The 16,702-nt window shown below is 47.3% G+C and carries 16 protein-coding genes; 5 read left to right on the plus strand and 11 right to left on the minus strand.

Going from position 1 to position 16,702, the window contains the following annotated elements; translation table 11 throughout:
• Positions 1-41: 41 nt before the first annotated feature.
• The 3 genes from ACQ4M5_RS28085 to ACQ4M5_RS28095 all read left to right on the plus strand — a co-directional run bounded on the left by ACQ4M5_RS28085 (position 42) and on the right by ACQ4M5_RS28095 (position 4,898).
• A complete protein-coding gene (locus ACQ4M5_RS28085) occupies positions 42-725 on the plus strand; it encodes a response regulator transcription factor (RefSeq protein ID WP_430679062.1) in 684 nt (227 codons plus the stop codon).
• Positions 719-2,083, plus strand: coding sequence for a sensor histidine kinase (locus ACQ4M5_RS28090; protein WP_430679063.1), 1,365 nt, complete (start codon positions 719-721; stop codon positions 2,081-2,083). The genes ACQ4M5_RS28085 and ACQ4M5_RS28090 overlap by 7 nt, the downstream gene beginning before the upstream one ends.
• A gap of 61 nt (positions 2,084-2,144) precedes the next feature.
• Positions 2,145-4,898 (plus strand): HAD-IC family P-type ATPase, encoded by a 2,754-nt coding sequence (locus ACQ4M5_RS28095; RefSeq protein WP_430679064.1) that lies wholly within the window; start codon positions 2,145-2,147, stop codon positions 4,896-4,898.
• Positions 4,899-4,947: 49 nt separating this feature from the next.
• On the opposite strand, the gene ACQ4M5_RS28100 is transcribed toward ACQ4M5_RS28095, so the two are convergent.
• Positions 4,948-6,276 (minus strand): Rieske 2Fe-2S domain-containing protein, encoded by a 1,329-nt coding sequence (locus ACQ4M5_RS28100; RefSeq protein WP_430679065.1) that lies wholly within the window; start codon positions 6,274-6,276, stop codon positions 4,948-4,950.
• A 178-nt stretch (positions 6,277-6,454) separates the two neighbouring features.
• On the opposite strand from ACQ4M5_RS28100, the gene ACQ4M5_RS28105 reads away from it, so the two are divergent.
• On the plus strand, positions 6,455-6,640 hold the full coding sequence (locus ACQ4M5_RS28105; RefSeq protein ID WP_430679066.1) for a DUF433 domain-containing protein: 186 nt from the start codon (positions 6,455-6,457) through the stop codon (positions 6,638-6,640).
• Here the strand turns inward: ACQ4M5_RS28105 and ACQ4M5_RS28110 are convergent.
• From ACQ4M5_RS28110 to ACQ4M5_RS28135, 6 genes are read right to left on the minus strand one after another with little or no spacing between them, the layout of a single operon-like run.
• Entirely contained in the window at positions 6,637-7,899 is a 1,263-nt protein-coding gene (locus ACQ4M5_RS28110) for a SufS family cysteine desulfurase (RefSeq protein ID WP_430679067.1), read from the minus strand. The two genes, ACQ4M5_RS28105 and ACQ4M5_RS28110, sit on opposite strands and share 4 nt — an antisense overlap.
• A gap of 3 nt (positions 7,900-7,902) precedes the next feature.
• Complete coding sequence (gene sufD, locus ACQ4M5_RS28115; protein WP_430679068.1) at positions 7,903-9,225, minus strand: Fe-S cluster assembly protein SufD; 1,323 nt, start codon at positions 9,223-9,225, stop codon at positions 7,903-7,905.
• Positions 9,225-10,007 (minus strand): Fe-S cluster assembly ATPase SufC, encoded by a 783-nt coding sequence (gene sufC, locus ACQ4M5_RS28120; protein ID WP_430679069.1) that lies wholly within the window; start codon positions 10,005-10,007, stop codon positions 9,225-9,227. Before sufC ends, sufD begins: the two co-directional genes overlap by 1 nt.
• A gap of 26 nt (positions 10,008-10,033) precedes the next feature.
• On the minus strand, positions 10,034-10,462 hold the full coding sequence (locus ACQ4M5_RS28125; RefSeq protein ID WP_430679070.1) for a clan AA aspartic protease: 429 nt from the start codon (positions 10,460-10,462) through the stop codon (positions 10,034-10,036).
• A 17-nt stretch (positions 10,463-10,479) separates the two neighbouring features.
• Positions 10,480-11,916, minus strand: coding sequence for a Fe-S cluster assembly protein SufB (gene sufB, locus ACQ4M5_RS28130; RefSeq protein ID WP_430679071.1), 1,437 nt, complete (start codon positions 11,914-11,916; stop codon positions 10,480-10,482).
• Positions 11,917-11,963: 47 nt separating this feature from the next.
• On the minus strand, positions 11,964-12,326 hold the full coding sequence (locus ACQ4M5_RS28135) for a ferredoxin thioredoxin reductase catalytic beta subunit (RefSeq protein ID WP_430679072.1): 363 nt from the start codon (positions 12,324-12,326) through the stop codon (positions 11,964-11,966).
• Positions 12,327-12,579: 253 nt separating this feature from the next.
• Here ACQ4M5_RS28135 and sufR point away from each other — a divergent pair, with 253 nt between their 5' ends.
• Complete coding sequence (gene sufR, locus ACQ4M5_RS28140) at positions 12,580-13,215, plus strand: iron-sulfur cluster biosynthesis transcriptional regulator SufR (protein WP_430679073.1); 636 nt, start codon at positions 12,580-12,582, stop codon at positions 13,213-13,215.
• On the opposite strand, the gene ACQ4M5_RS28145 is transcribed toward sufR, so the two are convergent.
• The 4 genes from ACQ4M5_RS28145 to ACQ4M5_RS28160 all read right to left on the minus strand — a co-directional run bounded on the left by ACQ4M5_RS28145 (position 13,206) and on the right by ACQ4M5_RS28160 (position 16,434).
• Complete coding sequence (locus ACQ4M5_RS28145; protein WP_430679074.1) at positions 13,206-13,907, minus strand: gamma-glutamyl-gamma-aminobutyrate hydrolase family protein; 702 nt, start codon at positions 13,905-13,907, stop codon at positions 13,206-13,208. The genes sufR and ACQ4M5_RS28145 overlap by 10 nt on opposite strands.
• A gap of 69 nt (positions 13,908-13,976) precedes the next feature.
• Positions 13,977-14,870, minus strand: a complete 894-nt coding sequence (locus ACQ4M5_RS28150; protein WP_430679075.1) for an Rpn family recombination-promoting nuclease/putative transposase — start codon at positions 14,868-14,870, stop codon at positions 13,977-13,979.
• Complete coding sequence (locus tag ACQ4M5_RS28155; protein WP_430679076.1) at positions 14,867-15,649, minus strand: ABC transporter permease; 783 nt, start codon at positions 15,647-15,649, stop codon at positions 14,867-14,869. Before ACQ4M5_RS28155 ends, ACQ4M5_RS28150 begins: the two co-directional genes overlap by 4 nt.
• Positions 15,646-16,434: an ABC transporter permease gene (locus tag ACQ4M5_RS28160; protein ID WP_430679077.1), complete on the minus strand. Its 789-nt coding sequence runs from the start codon at positions 16,432-16,434 to the stop codon at positions 15,646-15,648. Before ACQ4M5_RS28160 ends, ACQ4M5_RS28155 begins: the two co-directional genes overlap by 4 nt.
• Between the last annotated feature and the right edge of the window lie 268 nt (positions 16,435-16,702).

The following is a 16,702-nucleotide window of genomic DNA, read 5'->3' on the forward strand; positions in this document are numbered from 1 at the left end:
TGATAGCATCAGAACATGGCTGTTGTTGTTGAGATTGCACAATGCGAATTCTAGTTGCAGAAGATGATCCAGCACTGCTCGACCCAATGTATTTCGTTTTATCCGAAGCAGGTCATATTGTCGATGCGATCGCAGAAGGAAACACGGCTCAATGGCTCCTGGGTGAAAAAGACTACGATTTGTTGATTTTAGATTGGATGCTGCCAGGAACAACGGGACTGAGCTTGTGTCAGCACTATCGGCAAATGGGGAAAACGGCTCCGGTCTTGATGCTTACGGCTAAAGATACGATCGTCGATAAAGTCACCGGACTCGATGCGGGAGCCGATGATTACGTGGTTAAGCCTGTGGATCTGATCGAACTCCTAGCACGAGTACGGGCACTGGGACGACGATCGCCGCTTTGGGTGGGTGAGAGGATTTGCGTCAATGAGCTTCAGTTGAATTTAACGACCTTAATGCTAGAACGGCACGACGCAACCCTTCAGCTTTCGGTCCGAGAATTTCAGCTTATGGAATATTTGATGCGTCATCCCCGACAAGTTTTGACTCGCGGACAACTCGAACAAGCACTCTGGGAATGGGGCAGTGAACCGGAAAGTCGAGCCGTCACGACACTTGTTCATCGACTGCGCCAGCGACTCGAAGAATTGGGGGTTGCAGATTGGTTAGAAACGGTGTACGGCATGGGCTATCGGTTGAATCCGAAAGGTGAATCGTGCTAAAACCGATTTCGACTGGCTGGAAAACGCTACCGCTACGATCGCGCAGTACAGCAATTCTGGCGATTCCAATTTTGTGCTTACTCGCAGCAGTAGCGGTTTTTAGTTCGTATCAGCGATCGCTAACTGAAGACAAACGCTTAGTTGCTGAAGTCAAACAAGTCAAAATCGTGACAAAACAGGTATTGATCGCGCTATCCAAGGCAGAAACAGGACTGCAAAACTACAGTTTGACGGGCGATCGACAATCCCTAATCTCGGCTGAATCCGCGATCGAGCAACTTCCTCGATTCACCGCTCAACTCAAACAAATCACGCCACTTGCCTCCCAACTTCAGCAAACTTATCTGCAACTGGAGCAGCAACGCGCAACGGTCGATCGCATTCGACAAGCTGAAAATCGTTCTGTTCTTTATCAATGGCTTCAACAGAATGACACAGCATTGAATCCAACTCGTCAACAGATCGATCAATTAATCGAACAAGAAGAAAGACGACTTGAACAGTTTCAAACGAATCTCATTCAGCAACAGCAGCGAGGATTGTGGATCATTTGGGGATTTATTCTCGTGGGTGCAATCAGTACTGGAGTTGCGATCGCGCTCTTTCGCCAGCTTGCTAAGGAATTAAGCGATCGCGAACAGCAGTTACAGCAAGCAAATCAGCAGTTGACTCAGGCAAACGATCGTCTACAGCGATTTACAGCCGATGCGTCTCACGAACTCCGCGCCCCTGTTGCCGCAATCTTGGGACAAGCACAGGCTGGAATTCTGGCTTATGAGCGTCATCCGCAGCTTGTGGTCGGACGGCTGAATACGATCGTAGATACAGCAAAATCGATGGCAACTCTAGTAAACAATCTTTTGTTTCTAGCACGTCACGAAGGAACGCAACCGCTGAACGTTTCAGCAATTGATATCGCGCCGTTGCTAACCCAAATCAGTGAAACTTACACGATCGCTGCGACTCAATCTCAGATTCAATTTTCGGCTTCAATTCCAGAGCGACCGATTTTGATGCAGGTTGAGCCAGATTTGCTTAAGCAAGCGATCGTCAATTTGCTCGATAATGCACTGCGCTACACTCCGCCTCCTGGAACTGTGCAACTTCAGGTGATTTTGCAAACCAATACGATCGTCATTGCTGTGAACGATACCGGAATTGGCATTCCAGCCGATGATCTGCCTTATATTTTCGATCGCTTTTATCGGGTCGATCGCGCTCGAACTAAAACGGGAGGCTTCGGACTCGGACTCGCGATCGCTCAACAAATTGTACAAATTTTTGGTGGTGAAATCCTGGTTAGGAGCGAGGTCAATCAAGGATCGCAGTTTCAAATTGTTCTACCGCGATCGTCTTGAAATTTTTCTGAAATATTTGCCTGCAATCCTAAGAGTCAACGCACCATTAGGAGGCTTTGATATGGCACTACCACAGGATTTGGCGACGTATAACTGGCATGAACTAGAACAGGATAAAGTCGCTCACTTGCTGGATAGCGACTTGGAAGTGGGCTTAACGATCGCAGATGTGCAAGATCGTCAGACTCAGTTTGGTTTAAACGAACTGCAAGCAAAACCCGGAAAACCAATCTGGCTGCGATTCTTGATGCAATATCATCAGCCTTTACTCTATATCCTGTTATCCGCTGGATTAATCAAAGCCCTAATCGGTGAATGGGTGAATGCAGGCGTAATTTGGAGTGTGACCACGATTAACGCTCTGATCGGGTTTATTCAAGAATCGAAAGCAGAAGGCGCGATCGCAGCATTAGCGAAAGCGGTCGTCACTGAAGCAACAGTGTTACGCGACGGCAAAAAACAGCGCATTTCTTCGACAGAACTGGTTCCAGGCGATGTTGTGTTACTAGCTTCGGGCGATCGTACTCCAGCAGACTTGCGCTTGATTCAGGTGCGCGATCTTCAGATTGATGAATCAGCATTAACCGGAGAATCCGTTGCGGTCGAGAAAGATCCCACAGTTTGCATTCCTGAAACTCCACTCACCGAACGCAGCAATATTGCTTATGCAGGTGGCTTTGTCACGTTTGGAAAAGGAACAGGCATCGTGATTGCGACCGGGAATCGAACTGAAACCGGAAAAATCGCTGAGATGATCGAGCATCGCACCGATCTCTCTACGCCGCTCACCCGCAAATTCAATCAGTTCAGCCAAAACTGGCTTTATTTGGTGTTGGGACTGGCGACACTCACCTTCGCGATCGGACTCAATCACAAATCTTGGTCAGAAGCGATCGAAGCCGCAGTTGCGCTGGTTGTGAGTGCCATTCCTGAAGGGCTGCCTGCGGTAATTACGATTACCTTGGCAGTTGGAGTGTCCCGAATGGCGCGTCGTCATGCGATCGTTCGTAAGCTACCTGCGGTCGAAACATTGGGCAGTGCGACTGTGATTTGCTCAGACAAAACTGGAACGCTGACCGAAAATCAGATGACCGTACAATCGCTGTTTGCTGGAAGTACTGTCTATACTGCAACCGGAAATGGCTACAGTCCCGAAGGTGAGGTTTTAATCGAACAAAAGCCTGTCAATCTCCAAGATTCTCCCGCGCTCTCTGAATGTTTAGTGGCTGGATTGCTCTGTAACGATACGCATCTCGAAGCGCAGTCTGGACGCTGGAAAGTGGTGGGCGATCCGACTGAGGGCGCATTAATTACCGTGGCAGGCAAAGTTGGATTAGAGCAAGCATCGCTGGATCAGTTGATGCCTCGAATCGACTCGATTCCGTTTGAATCTCAGTTTCAGTACATGGCAACATTGCACCAAGCCATCGATCGTACAGACACCCCGTATTTATCACAGCCTCACTTAATTTACGTGAAAGGATCGGTCGAAGCACTGCTCGATCGCACTTCACAAATGCTAGATGCAAGGGGAAAACTGGTATCAATCGATCGACAGGACATTGAAGCTCAAGTGCAATCGATGGCAAATCAAGGATTACGAGTACTAGCGTTTGCTCTAAAGCCCGTCGATAGCAATCACGTCACGCTCAATCATAGTGATTTGACTCAAGGACTGATTTTCCTTGGACTTCAAGGCATGATTGATCCGCCGCGTCCTGAAGCGATCGAGGCTGTGCAAATCTGTCAGCGAGCAGGCATTCAAGTAAAGATGATCACCGGAGATCACATTACGACTGCAAGTGCGATCGCTCGTCGTCTGGGATTACGCAAAGACAAAAAACTGTTAGCTTACACTGGAGCAGAATTGGAGCAGATGGATGCCAGCCAACTCGCTCAAGCGGTCGAAGATGGAGTCGTCTTTGCTAGAGTTGCCCCTGAACAGAAACTCCGCATTGTTGAGGCACTACAAGCAAGAGGTGAAATCGTTGCAATGACCGGAGACGGGGTGAATGATGCTCCTGCGCTCAAACAAGCAGATATTGGGATTGCAATGGGCGACGGTACAGAAGTCTCAAAAGAAGCGGCAGACATGATCTTGACTGATAATAACTTTGCCTCGATCGCGGCGGCTGTTGAAGAAGGACGGACTGTTTACAAGAACCTGACCAAAGCTTTTAGCTTCATTCTGCCTGTGAACGGCGGCGAATCGATGACGATTTTAATTAGTGTTCTGTTGCAGCGTGCCCTACCAATTCTGTCGCTGCAAATCCTTTGGTTAAATATGCTCAACTCAATCACGATGACTGTCCCCTTAGCCTTTGAACCAAGATCGCAGGGTGTGATGAAACAACCACCGCGCCCAGTAAAAGAGCCAATTCTGACAGGCTCCCGAATCAGGCGAATCTTGGCAATTTCGCTGTTTAACTGGACAGTTATCTTCGGAATGTTTGAATGGGCAAGACAAACCTATACACCCGAATTTGGCACTGAAACCGGATTAGCGATCGCTCGTACAATGGCAATCCAAGCTCTTGTCATGGGACGCATCTTCTACCTGCTGAGTATCAGTCAACTCATTCCCTCGATCGTGGCGCGACTCAAAGGCAAAGGACAGATTCAAACGGCTCCCGCGATCGCGGCTGGATTAATCGGAGCAATGGTGTTACAGGTGATTTTTAGTCAGGCTCCAATCATCAATCAAATCTTCCAAACTGCACCTTTAACGCTGAATCAATGGTTGATTTGTTTGCTAGTCGGTTCCCCAATGATCGTGATTGCAACTTCGGTCAATCGATTTGATCCAGCGAACTAGGCTTAAACTTTAGTGCGATCGTGGATCATACAAAATCCGCGATCGCTTTTCATTTTTCAGCGTGAACATAGTCCACAAAGTAAAACCTTGGACTTACCCAGAGTTTCAGCCAGCCGTAAACGCCCAGACCGAATAATGCGAATCCAATCAGGGGCAATCCCAATTTCAATCGCAATTCGTCGGGCAAGAGTGCTGAGGTTGCAACTGCGATCGCAAAAAATAACAACAGCGCTATCTGAACCCGATTGATCACGAGCAGTGCAGCGCGACAACTACTACAGTGTTGCGTATGTTGGTGATAGCGATCGAGCATCTGTTTACGATTGTCATTGACTGTGGCATTGATTGCCGATTGTCCCTCTTCAACCCACGGAAGTCGTCCTTGACAATTGCGATCGAACCAATTCCGAAACTCAATCACCAAACGATCAGCACTGGTCGGCAACTTATAGACCGTTTTCCAGCTTTCCGTAGAACTTCTTTGTTGCAGAAACTGTTCTTGCTGCTGAAGCAGAATCATATCTCCGTCCAATACGCGATTTCGCACGTTGATGTGTTCCCACCACCGTGGCGTAATGTGATGCAGCGTTTTGGCAAAGTTGCGGGGAAACTGAGCCACAATTCTCGATTTGCCTGGAGAGACAGGAATACAGTAGGTGACTAACCCGACTTTTTTGCTGCCATCGCCAAATTCGATCGCGTACTCCAATCGACAAGGCGGCTCAAACGTGATCGTTGCGGGGAGTCGTCCAGTCACCGTCGCTTCAATCAAGCTAGGGGTAGATTGCACAATTTTGATGGGCATCGCCGTTGCTTTATTACGATCGCCCTGAACCCCATGATGAGCAAACGGCACATGACTCGGATCGGTGACATTTTCTACCAAGGTTTGCCAGTCGTAAGCCAAGTCCCGCACAAAGGAAGACCACACAAAGCCTTTGTTGGCATCGACTTGTGGAGATAAAGGTAGGGGAGTCTGCATCGCTTGTTCACTAGAGGACGCATCCAGCCAAACCCAGAGTAAATCTTGCTGTTGTTGAACTGGAAGGGCGATCGCACAGAGATGATTTTTGTTCTGATTGATCAGGTCTGGATGATCTGCCTGGGGAATCTGGGTGCAAGTTCCTTGTGAGTCAAATTGCCAACCGTGGTAGCTGCACATCAAATCACCCGTTGTTTCATCAATGCGTCCCTCGCTCAATGGGGCAAGACGGTGAGGACATTGATCGATAAATACGCGGAAGGTTTCAGCGGATTTAGGTTTCCAAACGACGAGCCGCATTCCCAGAATGGTCACTGGTGTAGGACGTTTGAGATCTAGATCCTCGATCGGCGAAAGCGGATACCACTGCTGAAAGAAGTTAAATGGAGTTTCCATGAAGGCGAAAGCAAATTCAACATCGAGCCACTATTGCTATTGTGCTGTTCTGCAAAAATTCTGCAACCTTTGGTCAACTCCATCCTCCCGCCAAAAAAGTCGATCGTCGGAAGAAGTCCATCGTGAGGCTTAACTGTTAAGAGTACAATCGTGGCATGAGCCAGCAGCAGGAACAGCAATGAGTTACGGCGATATTATTACGATCGAGCCGGGAAAACGAGGAGGCAAACCTTGTATTCGTGGGATGAGAATTACGGTGTATGACGTTTTAGAATATCTAGCAGCGGGAATGACACACCACGAAATTCTCGAAGATTTTCCTTACCTAACCGAAGAAGATATTCGAGCGTGTCTAAGTTATTAGCTCATCATTCCGCCAAAGAAGTCGATCGTATCTTTCAGCGCTTCGATAAATCGATCGATTTCCTCACGAGTATTGTAAAAATACAAACTTGCACGAGCCGACCCCGGAGCATTTAACAATCGATGTAACGGCTGAGTGCAATGATGTCCCGATCGAATCGCAATCCCTTCGTGATCCAACAATGTCGAAAGATCATGCGGATGTAATTCTCCCGCTGTGAATGATGCCAACGCCGCTCTTCCTCCGCCTTGTGCATCTGGCTTCGTGCCATAAATCCGCAGATTCGGAACTTCTGCTAATCGATCGAATAAATGAGCCGTCAACTCTTCTTCGTAAGCACGAATCTTATCCATACCGATATTTGCGAGGTAGTCCACCGCAGCACCGAGCGCGATCGCTTCTGCAATCGCAGGAGTTCCCGCTTCAAATTTATGCGGCAAATCAGCATAGGTAGAATGATCAAGGTAGACATCTTGAATCATTTCACCGCCACCGAAAAAGGGAGGCATCGATCGTAAGATCTCCAGCTTGCCATACAAGAATCCGATCCCAGTCGGAGCGCACATCTTATGCCCGGATGCAACTAGCCAATCACAATCGATCGCTTGCACATCGACAGGCATATTCGGCACAGCCTGACATGCATCGATCAGCACCTTTGCTCCAATCTTGTGAGCTTCTGCACAGATTTCTTTTACTGGATTAATGCAGCCAAGGGTATTGGAAACATAAACGACAGAAACTAGCTTCGTCTTCTCAGAGAGCAATGACTTGTAATGCTCAAAGTCAAAGCCTTCGTTCTCATCTAATTGAACGTGCTTAATCACAGCCCCAGTTCTCGCAGCAATCAATTGCCACGGAACTAGATTGCTATGATGCTCCATCACAGAAGAAATGATTTCGTCGCCTGCCTGCAAGTTATTTAGCGCCCAAGCATACGCGACGATATTGATCGCTTCACTCGCATTTCGGGTGTAAACGATCTCTTGCCGAGATGCTGCATTGATAAACGCTGCTACCTTATCTCGCGCTCCCTCATAGGCATCGGTTGCTCTCGCACTCAGAGTATGTGCGCCGCGATGTACATTGGCATTGTCATGCTCGTAATAATGCCGCAGAGCATCTAGAACCGCGATCGGCTTTTGAGAAGTAGCTGCATTGTCGAGATAAACCAGCGGCTTATCATGCACACGCTCGTTCAAGATCGGGAAGTCCGATCGCACTTGTGCAGCGAGGGTTTTTTCTTGCAGGAAAGTCATGGCTTAGGTGTGTTGGGAACGAATGAATGCAGAGAGTCGATCGCGTAATGTGGAAACCGGAATCTGATCGATGACTTCGATCGCAAACGCATAAGTTAAGAGCTTACGCGCTGAGTCTTGATCAATCCCCCGACTCTGGAGATAAAACACTTCGTCATCTTCAAGCTGGCTGACTGTCGCACCGTGAGCGCACTTGACGTTATCAGCAACGATCTCTAACTGCGGCTTGGTATCGACTCGCGATTTTGGAGAGAGTAATAGATTGCGACTAAGCTGACGGGCATCGGTTTGTTGAGCGGCTTGGGGAACAAAGACCTTGCCATTGAAGATTGCATGAGCGCGATCGCTAACAATGGTCTTATTCACTTGATTGCCCACACCATACGGCTTACTCAGCGATAGCAAACTATGAGTGTCACCGACGCGATCGCCATCAATCACAGTCAAACCATTCATCGTCGTCTCGGTCTGCTCACCCGTCTGATAGACCTCTAGATTGTGTCGAGAAAGTCGTCCGCCGAGATGAATCGCAGTACAGGAATAACGAGAATCTCTTGCTTGCGAAACAGCAGTCTTGCCAATGTGAAAAGCAGCAGTGCTATCCCTCTGAACTCTAGTATGGCGAACTTCTGCGTTTTCTGCGATCGCGATTTCCGTAACGGCATTGGTGAAGTATGCGTCCTCATTCAAGCTGACGTAATCTTCAATCAATGTTACTCGACTGCCCGTTTCCGCAATTACAAGCGCACGAGGCTGCACGATCGTTCCTGCTTGAGTTGAGACAAACAACAGATGAATCGGAACTTCGACATCTTGGTTTTTGGGAATGAACACGATCGCACTATCGTTCAAACTTGCTGTATTCAACGCAGTGAAAACTTCGTCCTCTCCCGGAAGATTAGCAATGTAATCTTTAACGGTTGGAATCAGTTCTAGAGCGGTTTCGAGATGAGTGATCATCACACCATCAGGAAGATTGTCGATCGCGCTCAAATCTGGTGCAAAAATCCCATCAACAAAGACTAACCGAGAATTCGTTGCTTCTGGTAGCAAAAAGGCTTCAATCTGCGGAAAGCCTAATCGAGCAGGCTCAACAGCTTTCAGTGTGAGTGTGAGTAAGTGAGATACATCTGTAAAGCGCCATTCTTCATCGCGAATCGAGGGAATGGAGCGATCGTGAACATTGGCTGCGGCTCGATCGCGAATTTCTTGGAAAGGGGAATTCGTCGATCGTAAGTTAAGTAATCCGTTGAAATAACTTGCTCGATCGACGGATGTAACTGTACCTGCATTTCCAACTTCAGAAACGGCTGAAACTTCTACCATCATGCACCTACCGTTTCACCTTCTACAACCCAGTCATAACCTTTCGCTTCAAGCTCTAGCGCCAGTTCTTTACCACCACTGAGCAGAATTCGTCCATCTGCCATGACGTGAACAAAATCTGGCGTAATGTAATTCAATAAGCGTTGATAGTGTGTGATCACAAGCGTTGCATTTTCCGGTGTCGTGATTGCGTTTACACCGTTCGCAACAATCTTCAACGCATCGATATCTAAGCCAGAATCAATCTCGTCTAGAATGCCTAATTTCGGCTCTAGTAATGCCATCTGCAAGATTTCATTCCGCTTTTTCTCCCCGCCCGAAAAGCCCTCGTTCACGCTGCGAGAGAGAAATCCAGCATCCATCTTGAGCAAGTCTAGTTTTGAATGTACGACATCATCAAAATCGAACGCATCCAATTCTTCTAAACCTTCTTGTTTGCGCTTCGCATTGTACGAAACTCGCAAGAAATCCACATTTGTTACGCCCGGAATTTCTAACGGATATTGAAACGCCAAAAACACCCCAGAGTTTGCGCGTTCATGCGGCTCTAGTTCTAATAAATCTTGTCCACGGAACAGAATCTCTCCACCTGTCACCGTATATGCGGGATGTCCTGCCAGAATCTTAGAAAACGTACTTTTCCCCGATCCATTTGGACCCATAATCGCGTGAATCTCACCTGCTTTAATTTCGAGATTCATCCCCTTCAAAATCGGAGTTCCATTAATCTCAGCAGTTAGATCCTTAACTGACAGAATCACTTCACCATTTTCAACAATCATTCGCGCCCTCCTAACTGCCGTTCCCGTCACATCAACATCATTTTGGCGATTTCTGGACTTTCAGGATTAACGATTAATCGCTGCCGTTTCGGGTCAATTAATACATCCATCCCTTCCATCGGAATCGCACCAAGTAAAACCGTCGTAGAGTTCGGAGTCACGATCGCTTCAACAAACGTCCGACGATTCTGAAACCTAACTTCTACGGGTCCCACTACATCTAAACTCACGCTCGAACCATCTGCTAGATCTGCTTCGATTTCGCGAGATTTGCGTAAGTCTAACTGCGATCGCACAATTTCTGGAATGGCAAGCATGGTCGCACCGCTATCAACTAGAGCTTGAACGGTACAGCGTCGAATCTGCTCAGGCTCGATAAAACCTTCCTGAGCGAGAACAACGTCTGCACCTCGCACCAATTCGATCTCAGCGTAAACCAGCCCCATGCCTGCCATCCCAATCACACTCCCAATTAACCCACGCTACCTTCAAGCTTCAGGCTCAAGAGCTTATCCGCTTCTACTGCAAACTCCATCGGCAACTGGTTAAACACATCCTGGCAGAAACCGCTAATCATCATCGAAATCGCGTCTTCTGGAGAAATGCCCCGTTGAGCAAAATAGAACAATTGGTCTTCCCCGATTTTCGAGGTAGATGCTTCATGCTCAACCTTGCCTTTGTTGTTCTGCACTTGGATGTAGGGGAACGTATTCGCTTGAGCGCGATCGCCAATTAACATCGAATCACACTGCGAATAGTTCCGCGCACCCGAAGCTTGCGGTGAAATCTTCACTAAGCCACGATAGCTATTTCTCGATTGACCCGCCGAAATCCCTTTCGAGATAATCGTGCTGCGGGTATTCTTGCCAACGTGAATCATCTTGGTTCCGGTGTCCGCCATCTGATGATTGTTCGTTAATGCCACCGAGTAGAACTCACCGACAGAATTATCGCCTACCAGGACACAGCTTGGATACTTCCAAGTAATCGCTGATCCGGTTTCAACCTGCGTCCAGGAAATCTTAGAATTCACCCCTTTGCACATTCCGCGCTTGGTGACGAAATTATAGATACCACCTTTACCATTCGCGTCTCCTGCGTACCAGTTCTGAACCGTCGAATACTTGATGTCAGCGTTATCAAGTGCGACCAACTCAACCACCGCAGCATGAAGCTGATTTGAGTCGTACATCGGTGCAGTACAGCCTTCGAGATAGCTGACCTGTGCGCCCTCTTCCGCCACGATCAATGTCCGCTCGAACTGTCCCGAATCCCCGTTATTAATGCGGAAATAAGTCGAGAGTTCCATTGGGCACTTCACGCCTTTGGGAATGAAGACAAACGAACCATCACTAAATACGGCAGAATTCAAAGCTGCAAAATAGTTATCCGCAGGCGGAACCACGCTGCCCAGATACTTCTGAATCAGATCCGGATATTCCTTGACTGCTTCAGAGAACGAACAGAAGATCACGCCATCTTTCGCCAGCTTCTCTTTGAACGTGGTCGCAACAGAGACACTATCAAAGATCGCGTCTACCGCAACATTGCTCAATCGCTTCTGCTCAGACAAGGAAATCCCAAGCTTCTCGAAAGTCTCCAACAATTCGGGGTCAACTTCGTCGAGGCTTTTCTTCTTCTCGCTGACTTTCGGAGCCGAATAGTAAATGATGCTTTGGTAATCGATCGTAGGATAGCCAAACTTTGCCCAGTCCGGCTCTGTCATCTTCAACCACTGCCGATAAGAGCGCAACCGGAAATCGAGCATCCATTCCGGCTCTTCTTTCTTAGCAGAAATCAAACGGATGACATCCTCGCTGAGTCCACGGGGAATCGTATCGGCTTCGATATTGGTAACGAATCCGTACTTGTAGGGTTGGTTAACGAGGGTTTGAACGGTTGCACTCATGGTTAAATTCAGTGTTCTCAGGATCTAGAGGGTGGAAAAGAGCAGTCTTAACCGAGATTGGTATGATTGCGGATCTCGTCAAAGGCAATGTCTTGTTTGTCGCCTGCAAAATCGTTATCGGGCGTGAGGAATAACATACAGTGGCATTCTTTCCGCTCCCGCATCGGCACACAAGGGCAATTCCAATAAGCGGCGGACACTTCAGCTTCTTTGTCTTCGTAGTGACGGCAGGGACAGAGGGGCGCTCCCAATTCGTCTTTATGCTTTGCCAAACCTTCGATCACAACAGCAGTCACACCTGGATCGACGCAGAAATAGGTTCCGGTGCGCTTTGCGTATTGCTCCGAAAAGTGGCGCATCGCTTCGAGATGCTTATCGGTCGCTTGTGTAGTCTGAGTTTCAGTATTCATGAGCCAAATCCGCAGAACATCTAATGGATCTTATTACTAAAACAACACGAATGTTGCGCTATTGAGCGAGAAAAGCCGAAACGACCGAGATCGGTTTATAATTAAAACAACTTCTTTGTTGCTTAACTCTATTGTAGAGTACTTTAGCAACTTGGGTGTTGTCAAAGTCAATTTTCTGTCTTTTGGCAAGACGAGAACGATCGAGTATTTCGAGTAAACTAACGTTACGATTCGTTGACGTGAGACCCCAACCATGACCACGACTCAGCAACCCTCGACGAAACAAGATATTTTGCAGCATCTTCTGAAGCAAGGTGAATCGACCGCACAAGAGTTGGCGGAACGGTTGCAGGTGAGTCCCCAAGCGATTCGACGGCATTTGAAAGATTTAGAAACCGAGGGCTTGATTCTGCACAAGGCAATTCAAGCGGGAATGGGTCGCCCGAATTATGTGTATGAACTAAGTCGGCAGGGTCGATCGCAGTTTCCCGATCGATATGATGAGTTCGCGGTTTCACTACTTGGAACGTTGGCAGAAACAGTCAGCAAAGACCAGATGAAGTCAATTCTTCAGAAACAGTGGCAGCGAAAAGCGATCGAATATCGAGAACGCCTTGGAACGGGATCGGTTGCGGAACGGGTGGCGAAACTGGTTGACCTGAGAATTTCAGAAGGCTACATGGCGGAATCTCATCCGGTGGAGCCAAATCAATTTGTTTTAACTGAATACAATTGTGCGATCGCGCAAATTGCCGAATCGTTTCCAAGTGTGTGTGGTCATGAATTGGAGATGTTCGCGATCGCGCTTCCGGATTGCAAGGTTGAACGAACCCACTGGCAGGTGAACGGCGAACATCGTTGCGGATATTTGATTCAGACTCAGGCTTGACAGGCAGCGATGAACGATCGAAAAAATCTCTGATGAGCAGGATTTTCGATCGACATTTCTGGATGCCATTGAAGCGCGATCGCCCACGGATGAGTTTGATGTTCGATCGCTTCGATCACGCCATCGCTCGATCGGGCTGCAAGTTTCCAATCTGAACTGAATTCTCTTACAGCTTGATGATGCCAAGACACAATATTTAGGTGTGTATTGTCAAGCAATTGAGCCAATCGGCTTTCTGGCAAAATCTCGACATCATGCGGAATCGGACGACGGGGATTATCTAAACGATGATCGATCGCATTCCCATACACTTCGGGAACGTGCTGGATCAAGTTGCCCCCACTTGCAACCGTTAGAACTTGCATTCCTCGGCAGATCCCTAAAACGGGAATTTCTTTTATTAGCGCCAATTTTGCCAACGTAATCTCAAAGATGTCTCGCTCTTCATCAATTCCATAAACGGTTGGATGATCTTCGCCGTTGTAGTGAATCGGGTGAATATCTCCGCCGCCAGAAAGAATTAAACCGTCCAGAACATTCAGCAAAGATTCAGGATCAGTTTGCGTTGGAGGAAGCAGAATTGGATTGCCGCCAGCAGATTGAACTGCATCAATATAGGTTCCAGGAAGAACAACTTCACCTGCCGAATTGCGACTATGGCTGGTGATTCCGATGATGGGAACAAACGTCATGGGCTAGGATTGCGAAAAATTGATTGCACTAGCTTAACGAGATTTGGGAAAGTCGATCGACTACATTCGCTACCTTTCAAGCCATTGTTCCAAATCCTCGATCGATTGAAATCGCAGTAGTGCAAGACTGAGAGATTGAATGCGATCGCTCGGTAATTCTTGAATCTGAGTTTTAATTGGCTCTGGCAATTCACCAAGCAGCGTCGTTAATTGTTGAAGAACGAGCGATCGTGTTCCTCGATCGATGCCCTGTTCCATCCAGCTTGTCACGATTTCCATAACGTCTTGCCTCTCTCGTGTTTCTAGTCTACCAATCTCAGTTTGAAACTCTTGATTCTCCTCCAAATTCAAGCGTAAGTAGGTATCGACAAAGCCCGAAATCAGACGAGTTCGGGCTGGATCGAGTCGTAAAGTCGCAAGTAATCGCAGACATTCGACCTTAACTTTGGGTCGATCGATAGGTGCAATTTTCATTTTTGCCATCAGCGCCGCTGCAACCGGATTCGACTGATTCAAATAGTCACGCCAGTTCAAGCGATTGAGTTGAATTGCTCTATAGTTGAATTCCAGAACTTTGTAATCAGGAAATTCAACTGTATAGCGATCGCTCTCTAAACGCTGCGGTTGATCGAATGAGAAAACCACGATCGGATAAATCCGTTGCAGGTATTTCTGATGCAATCTGGCGAAATAGAAAAACATTCTTCTCGCGAAATCAGCCTCAGAAGAAGATTGCGCTTCAATATGTACAAGGAATCCAACCGCTTCTCCAGCTTGTCGTACTTCGACTAGAAGATCGATAATTTTGTCTTCGCCTGTCGTTAAGTCGGCAAAGTATTCTTGCGGTAGAAATCGAACGGAAGAACGATCGAGCGTTGCCGCAATTTCAGGCAGAAATAGATCGAGAAACTCAAGGAAAAACGTTGAGAGAAGCTCTTTGAAAAGACGATCGTGATCAATCATGACGAAGCACTGGTGTAGAACCGGAGCGCAAATCTCCAGAAAAAGCGGGAGACGAAAAGAAGCACGATCGCTAAAATTCCCGCCCCGATTATCCAGCCAAATTCGGTTCGTCCTAACATTGCCTCTGCTGGAATTGTTGTCAGAAATGCAACTGGAACGATGAACGTGAAAAAGAACTGATACGCGATCGGGTAAGCTGCCATCGGATATCGTCCCGCTTCGATCAGTCCTCGCAATACCTCAGTCACGTTATAGATTTTGACAAACCAAATGCTGGTTGCGCCCAACATGAACCAGAGACTATATAGAATTGCCAATCCGAATACCAATGGAATTAAGCTAATTAAATAAGCATTTGGAGAAATGCCAAGTCTGCCGCCTGCATAGAAAATGACGATCGCCCCAAAGATAATATCGGGCAGTCCCCAAGGTGAAATCGTGTGACCGGATAGCCAGAATTGAGAGCTAATCGGTTTGAGCAGGACAAAATCGAGTGTGCCTTCTTGAACATGGCGGACAATTCGATTCAAATTTGGCGCGAGAAAGGTGCTGGAAAATCCTTCTAACAGCGTGAAAATTCCGACCACGATTAGGGCTTCTTCCCAGCGCCAACCTGCGAACGTATATCCGGTTTGATAGAACAAAAATAAGCTGAATAGGCTACCGACTAAGCCACCCAGACTGGTGAACGCTGCAATGACAAAATTAATGCGGTATTCGAGTTCAGCCGCGATCGCAGTTCTCCAAAATAATTGCAAAACCTGAAGATACCGTTTCATGCGCCCATTCCCGAATATTGCTTAAGTCCTTGTTTCCAGAGCCATCGATTCAGTACAAAAAATCCTGCACTCCAACCGATCATCACGAGAAACCCTTGAATAAGATCGGTAGGCAATCCAACCAAGATATTGGCTGGGAAGTTTACGAGATACGGAAATGGAGTGAATAATGCAAGTGTTCTCACAGCAGGCGGAAACACTTCTAATGGTGCGATGACCCCAGAGAGAAATAGATAAAACAGAAACCAGAATTCCTGTAGTGAACTAGCTCTTTCTGTCCAGAATGCTAATAAAGCTAATGTGTACTGAATCAGAAAATTCAACGTGAATGCTAATGCGATCGATATCGCAAACAAAATCACCGTTGTAAAACTTGGAACCCAAATTGCAGTTGGGTATAAAAAGAAAAATAAAACGATTAGCAGAATTGCAAACGGAATTCGGGCGAATCGTTCTGAGATGTGAGAGAAGACATGATGCCAAACGGGATCGATCGGTTGTAACAATCGCAGAGATAGCTTGCCCTCGATCACTTCGCGTTCAAATTCCCAAATCACCCAAACGACGGTAAGTTGCCGCACTAGAAATACCGATAAAAAGTATCGTGCGAAATCGGTTGGAGTTAGCCCAAAATCGCTTTGTCTTGCGGCTTGAGTCCAGACTCCCATCAAGATAATCGGCAGTGACCCCGAAAGTACCCAAAGAATTAGTTCTGCTCGATATTCCACCATGTAGGCGTAATAAACGAGCAGCAAAGTTTTAAACACCCGAAAAAATCGCTTCATGCTGTTTTCATTGCTCGACTGATATTCATGCTAGTCGGAAATAATCTAAGTTTCCTGTCTTTTAGAGGGTGTTTGAAAAGCAATCGTTCATCGCATTCACCCGCCCCGAAATGAATATCCGGGATAATTGTGGGAAGCCCACTAAACTGGGCTAAGAACTCCGAATGATGCTTCCAGTCCGCTTCAGCGGGGTTTCCTCCATTAGCCCGGAGATTCATTTCCGGGTGGACTCGCAACGCAGCAAAGCCGCTTTTTATCCTTCTCCAAC

It is taken from the genome of Leptolyngbya sp. AN10 (assembly GCF_050565645.1).
GTDB lineage: Bacteria > Cyanobacteriota > Cyanobacteriia > Leptolyngbyales > Leptolyngbyaceae > Leptolyngbya.

What these genes read in the sequence shown, in the direction of transcription:
- sufD (WP_430679068.1), bottom strand. Translation starts at nt 9,225, where the DNA reads ATGGTAGAAGTTTCAGCCGTTTCTGAAGTTGGAAATGCAGGTACAGTT.
- ACQ4M5_RS28155 (WP_430679076.1), bottom strand. Translation starts at nt 15,649, where the DNA reads ATGAAACGGTATCTTCAGGTTTTGCAATTATTTTGGAGAACTGCGATC.
- ACQ4M5_RS28085 (WP_430679062.1), top strand. Translation starts at nt 42, where the DNA reads ATGCGAATTCTAGTTGCAGAAGATGATCCAGCACTGCTCGACCCAATG.
- ACQ4M5_RS28100 (WP_430679065.1), bottom strand. Translation starts at nt 6,276, where the DNA reads ATGGAAACTCCATTTAACTTCTTTCAGCAGTGGTATCCGCTTTCGCCG.
- ACQ4M5_RS28095 (WP_430679064.1), top strand. Translation starts at nt 2,145, where the DNA reads ATGGCACTACCACAGGATTTGGCGACGTATAACTGGCATGAACTAGAA.
- sufC (WP_430679069.1), bottom strand. Translation starts at nt 10,007, where the DNA reads ATGATTGTTGAAAATGGTGAAGTGATTCTGTCAGTTAAGGATCTAACT.
- ACQ4M5_RS28150 (WP_430679075.1), bottom strand. Translation starts at nt 14,870, where the DNA reads ATGATTGATCACGATCGTCTTTTCAAAGAGCTTCTCTCAACGTTTTTC.
- sufB (WP_430679071.1), bottom strand. Translation starts at nt 11,916, where the DNA reads ATGAGTGCAACCGTTCAAACCCTCGTTAACCAACCCTACAAGTACGGA.
- ACQ4M5_RS28105 (WP_430679066.1), top strand. Translation starts at nt 6,455, where the DNA reads ATGAGTTACGGCGATATTATTACGATCGAGCCGGGAAAACGAGGAGGC.
- ACQ4M5_RS28125 (WP_430679070.1), bottom strand. Translation starts at nt 10,462, where the DNA reads ATGGCAGGCATGGGGCTGGTTTACGCTGAGATCGAATTGGTGCGAGGT.
- ACQ4M5_RS28135 (WP_430679072.1), bottom strand. Translation starts at nt 12,326, where the DNA reads ATGAATACTGAAACTCAGACTACACAAGCGACCGATAAGCATCTCGAA.
- ACQ4M5_RS28145 (WP_430679074.1), bottom strand. Translation starts at nt 13,907, where the DNA reads ATGACGTTTGTTCCCATCATCGGAATCACCAGCCATAGTCGCAATTCG.
- ACQ4M5_RS28110 (WP_430679067.1), bottom strand. Translation starts at nt 7,899, where the DNA reads ATGACTTTCCTGCAAGAAAAAACCCTCGCTGCACAAGTGCGATCGGAC.
- sufR (WP_430679073.1), top strand. Translation starts at nt 12,580, where the DNA reads ATGACCACGACTCAGCAACCCTCGACGAAACAAGATATTTTGCAGCAT.
- ACQ4M5_RS28160 (WP_430679077.1), bottom strand. Translation starts at nt 16,434, where the DNA reads ATGAAGCGATTTTTTCGGGTGTTTAAAACTTTGCTGCTCGTTTATTAC.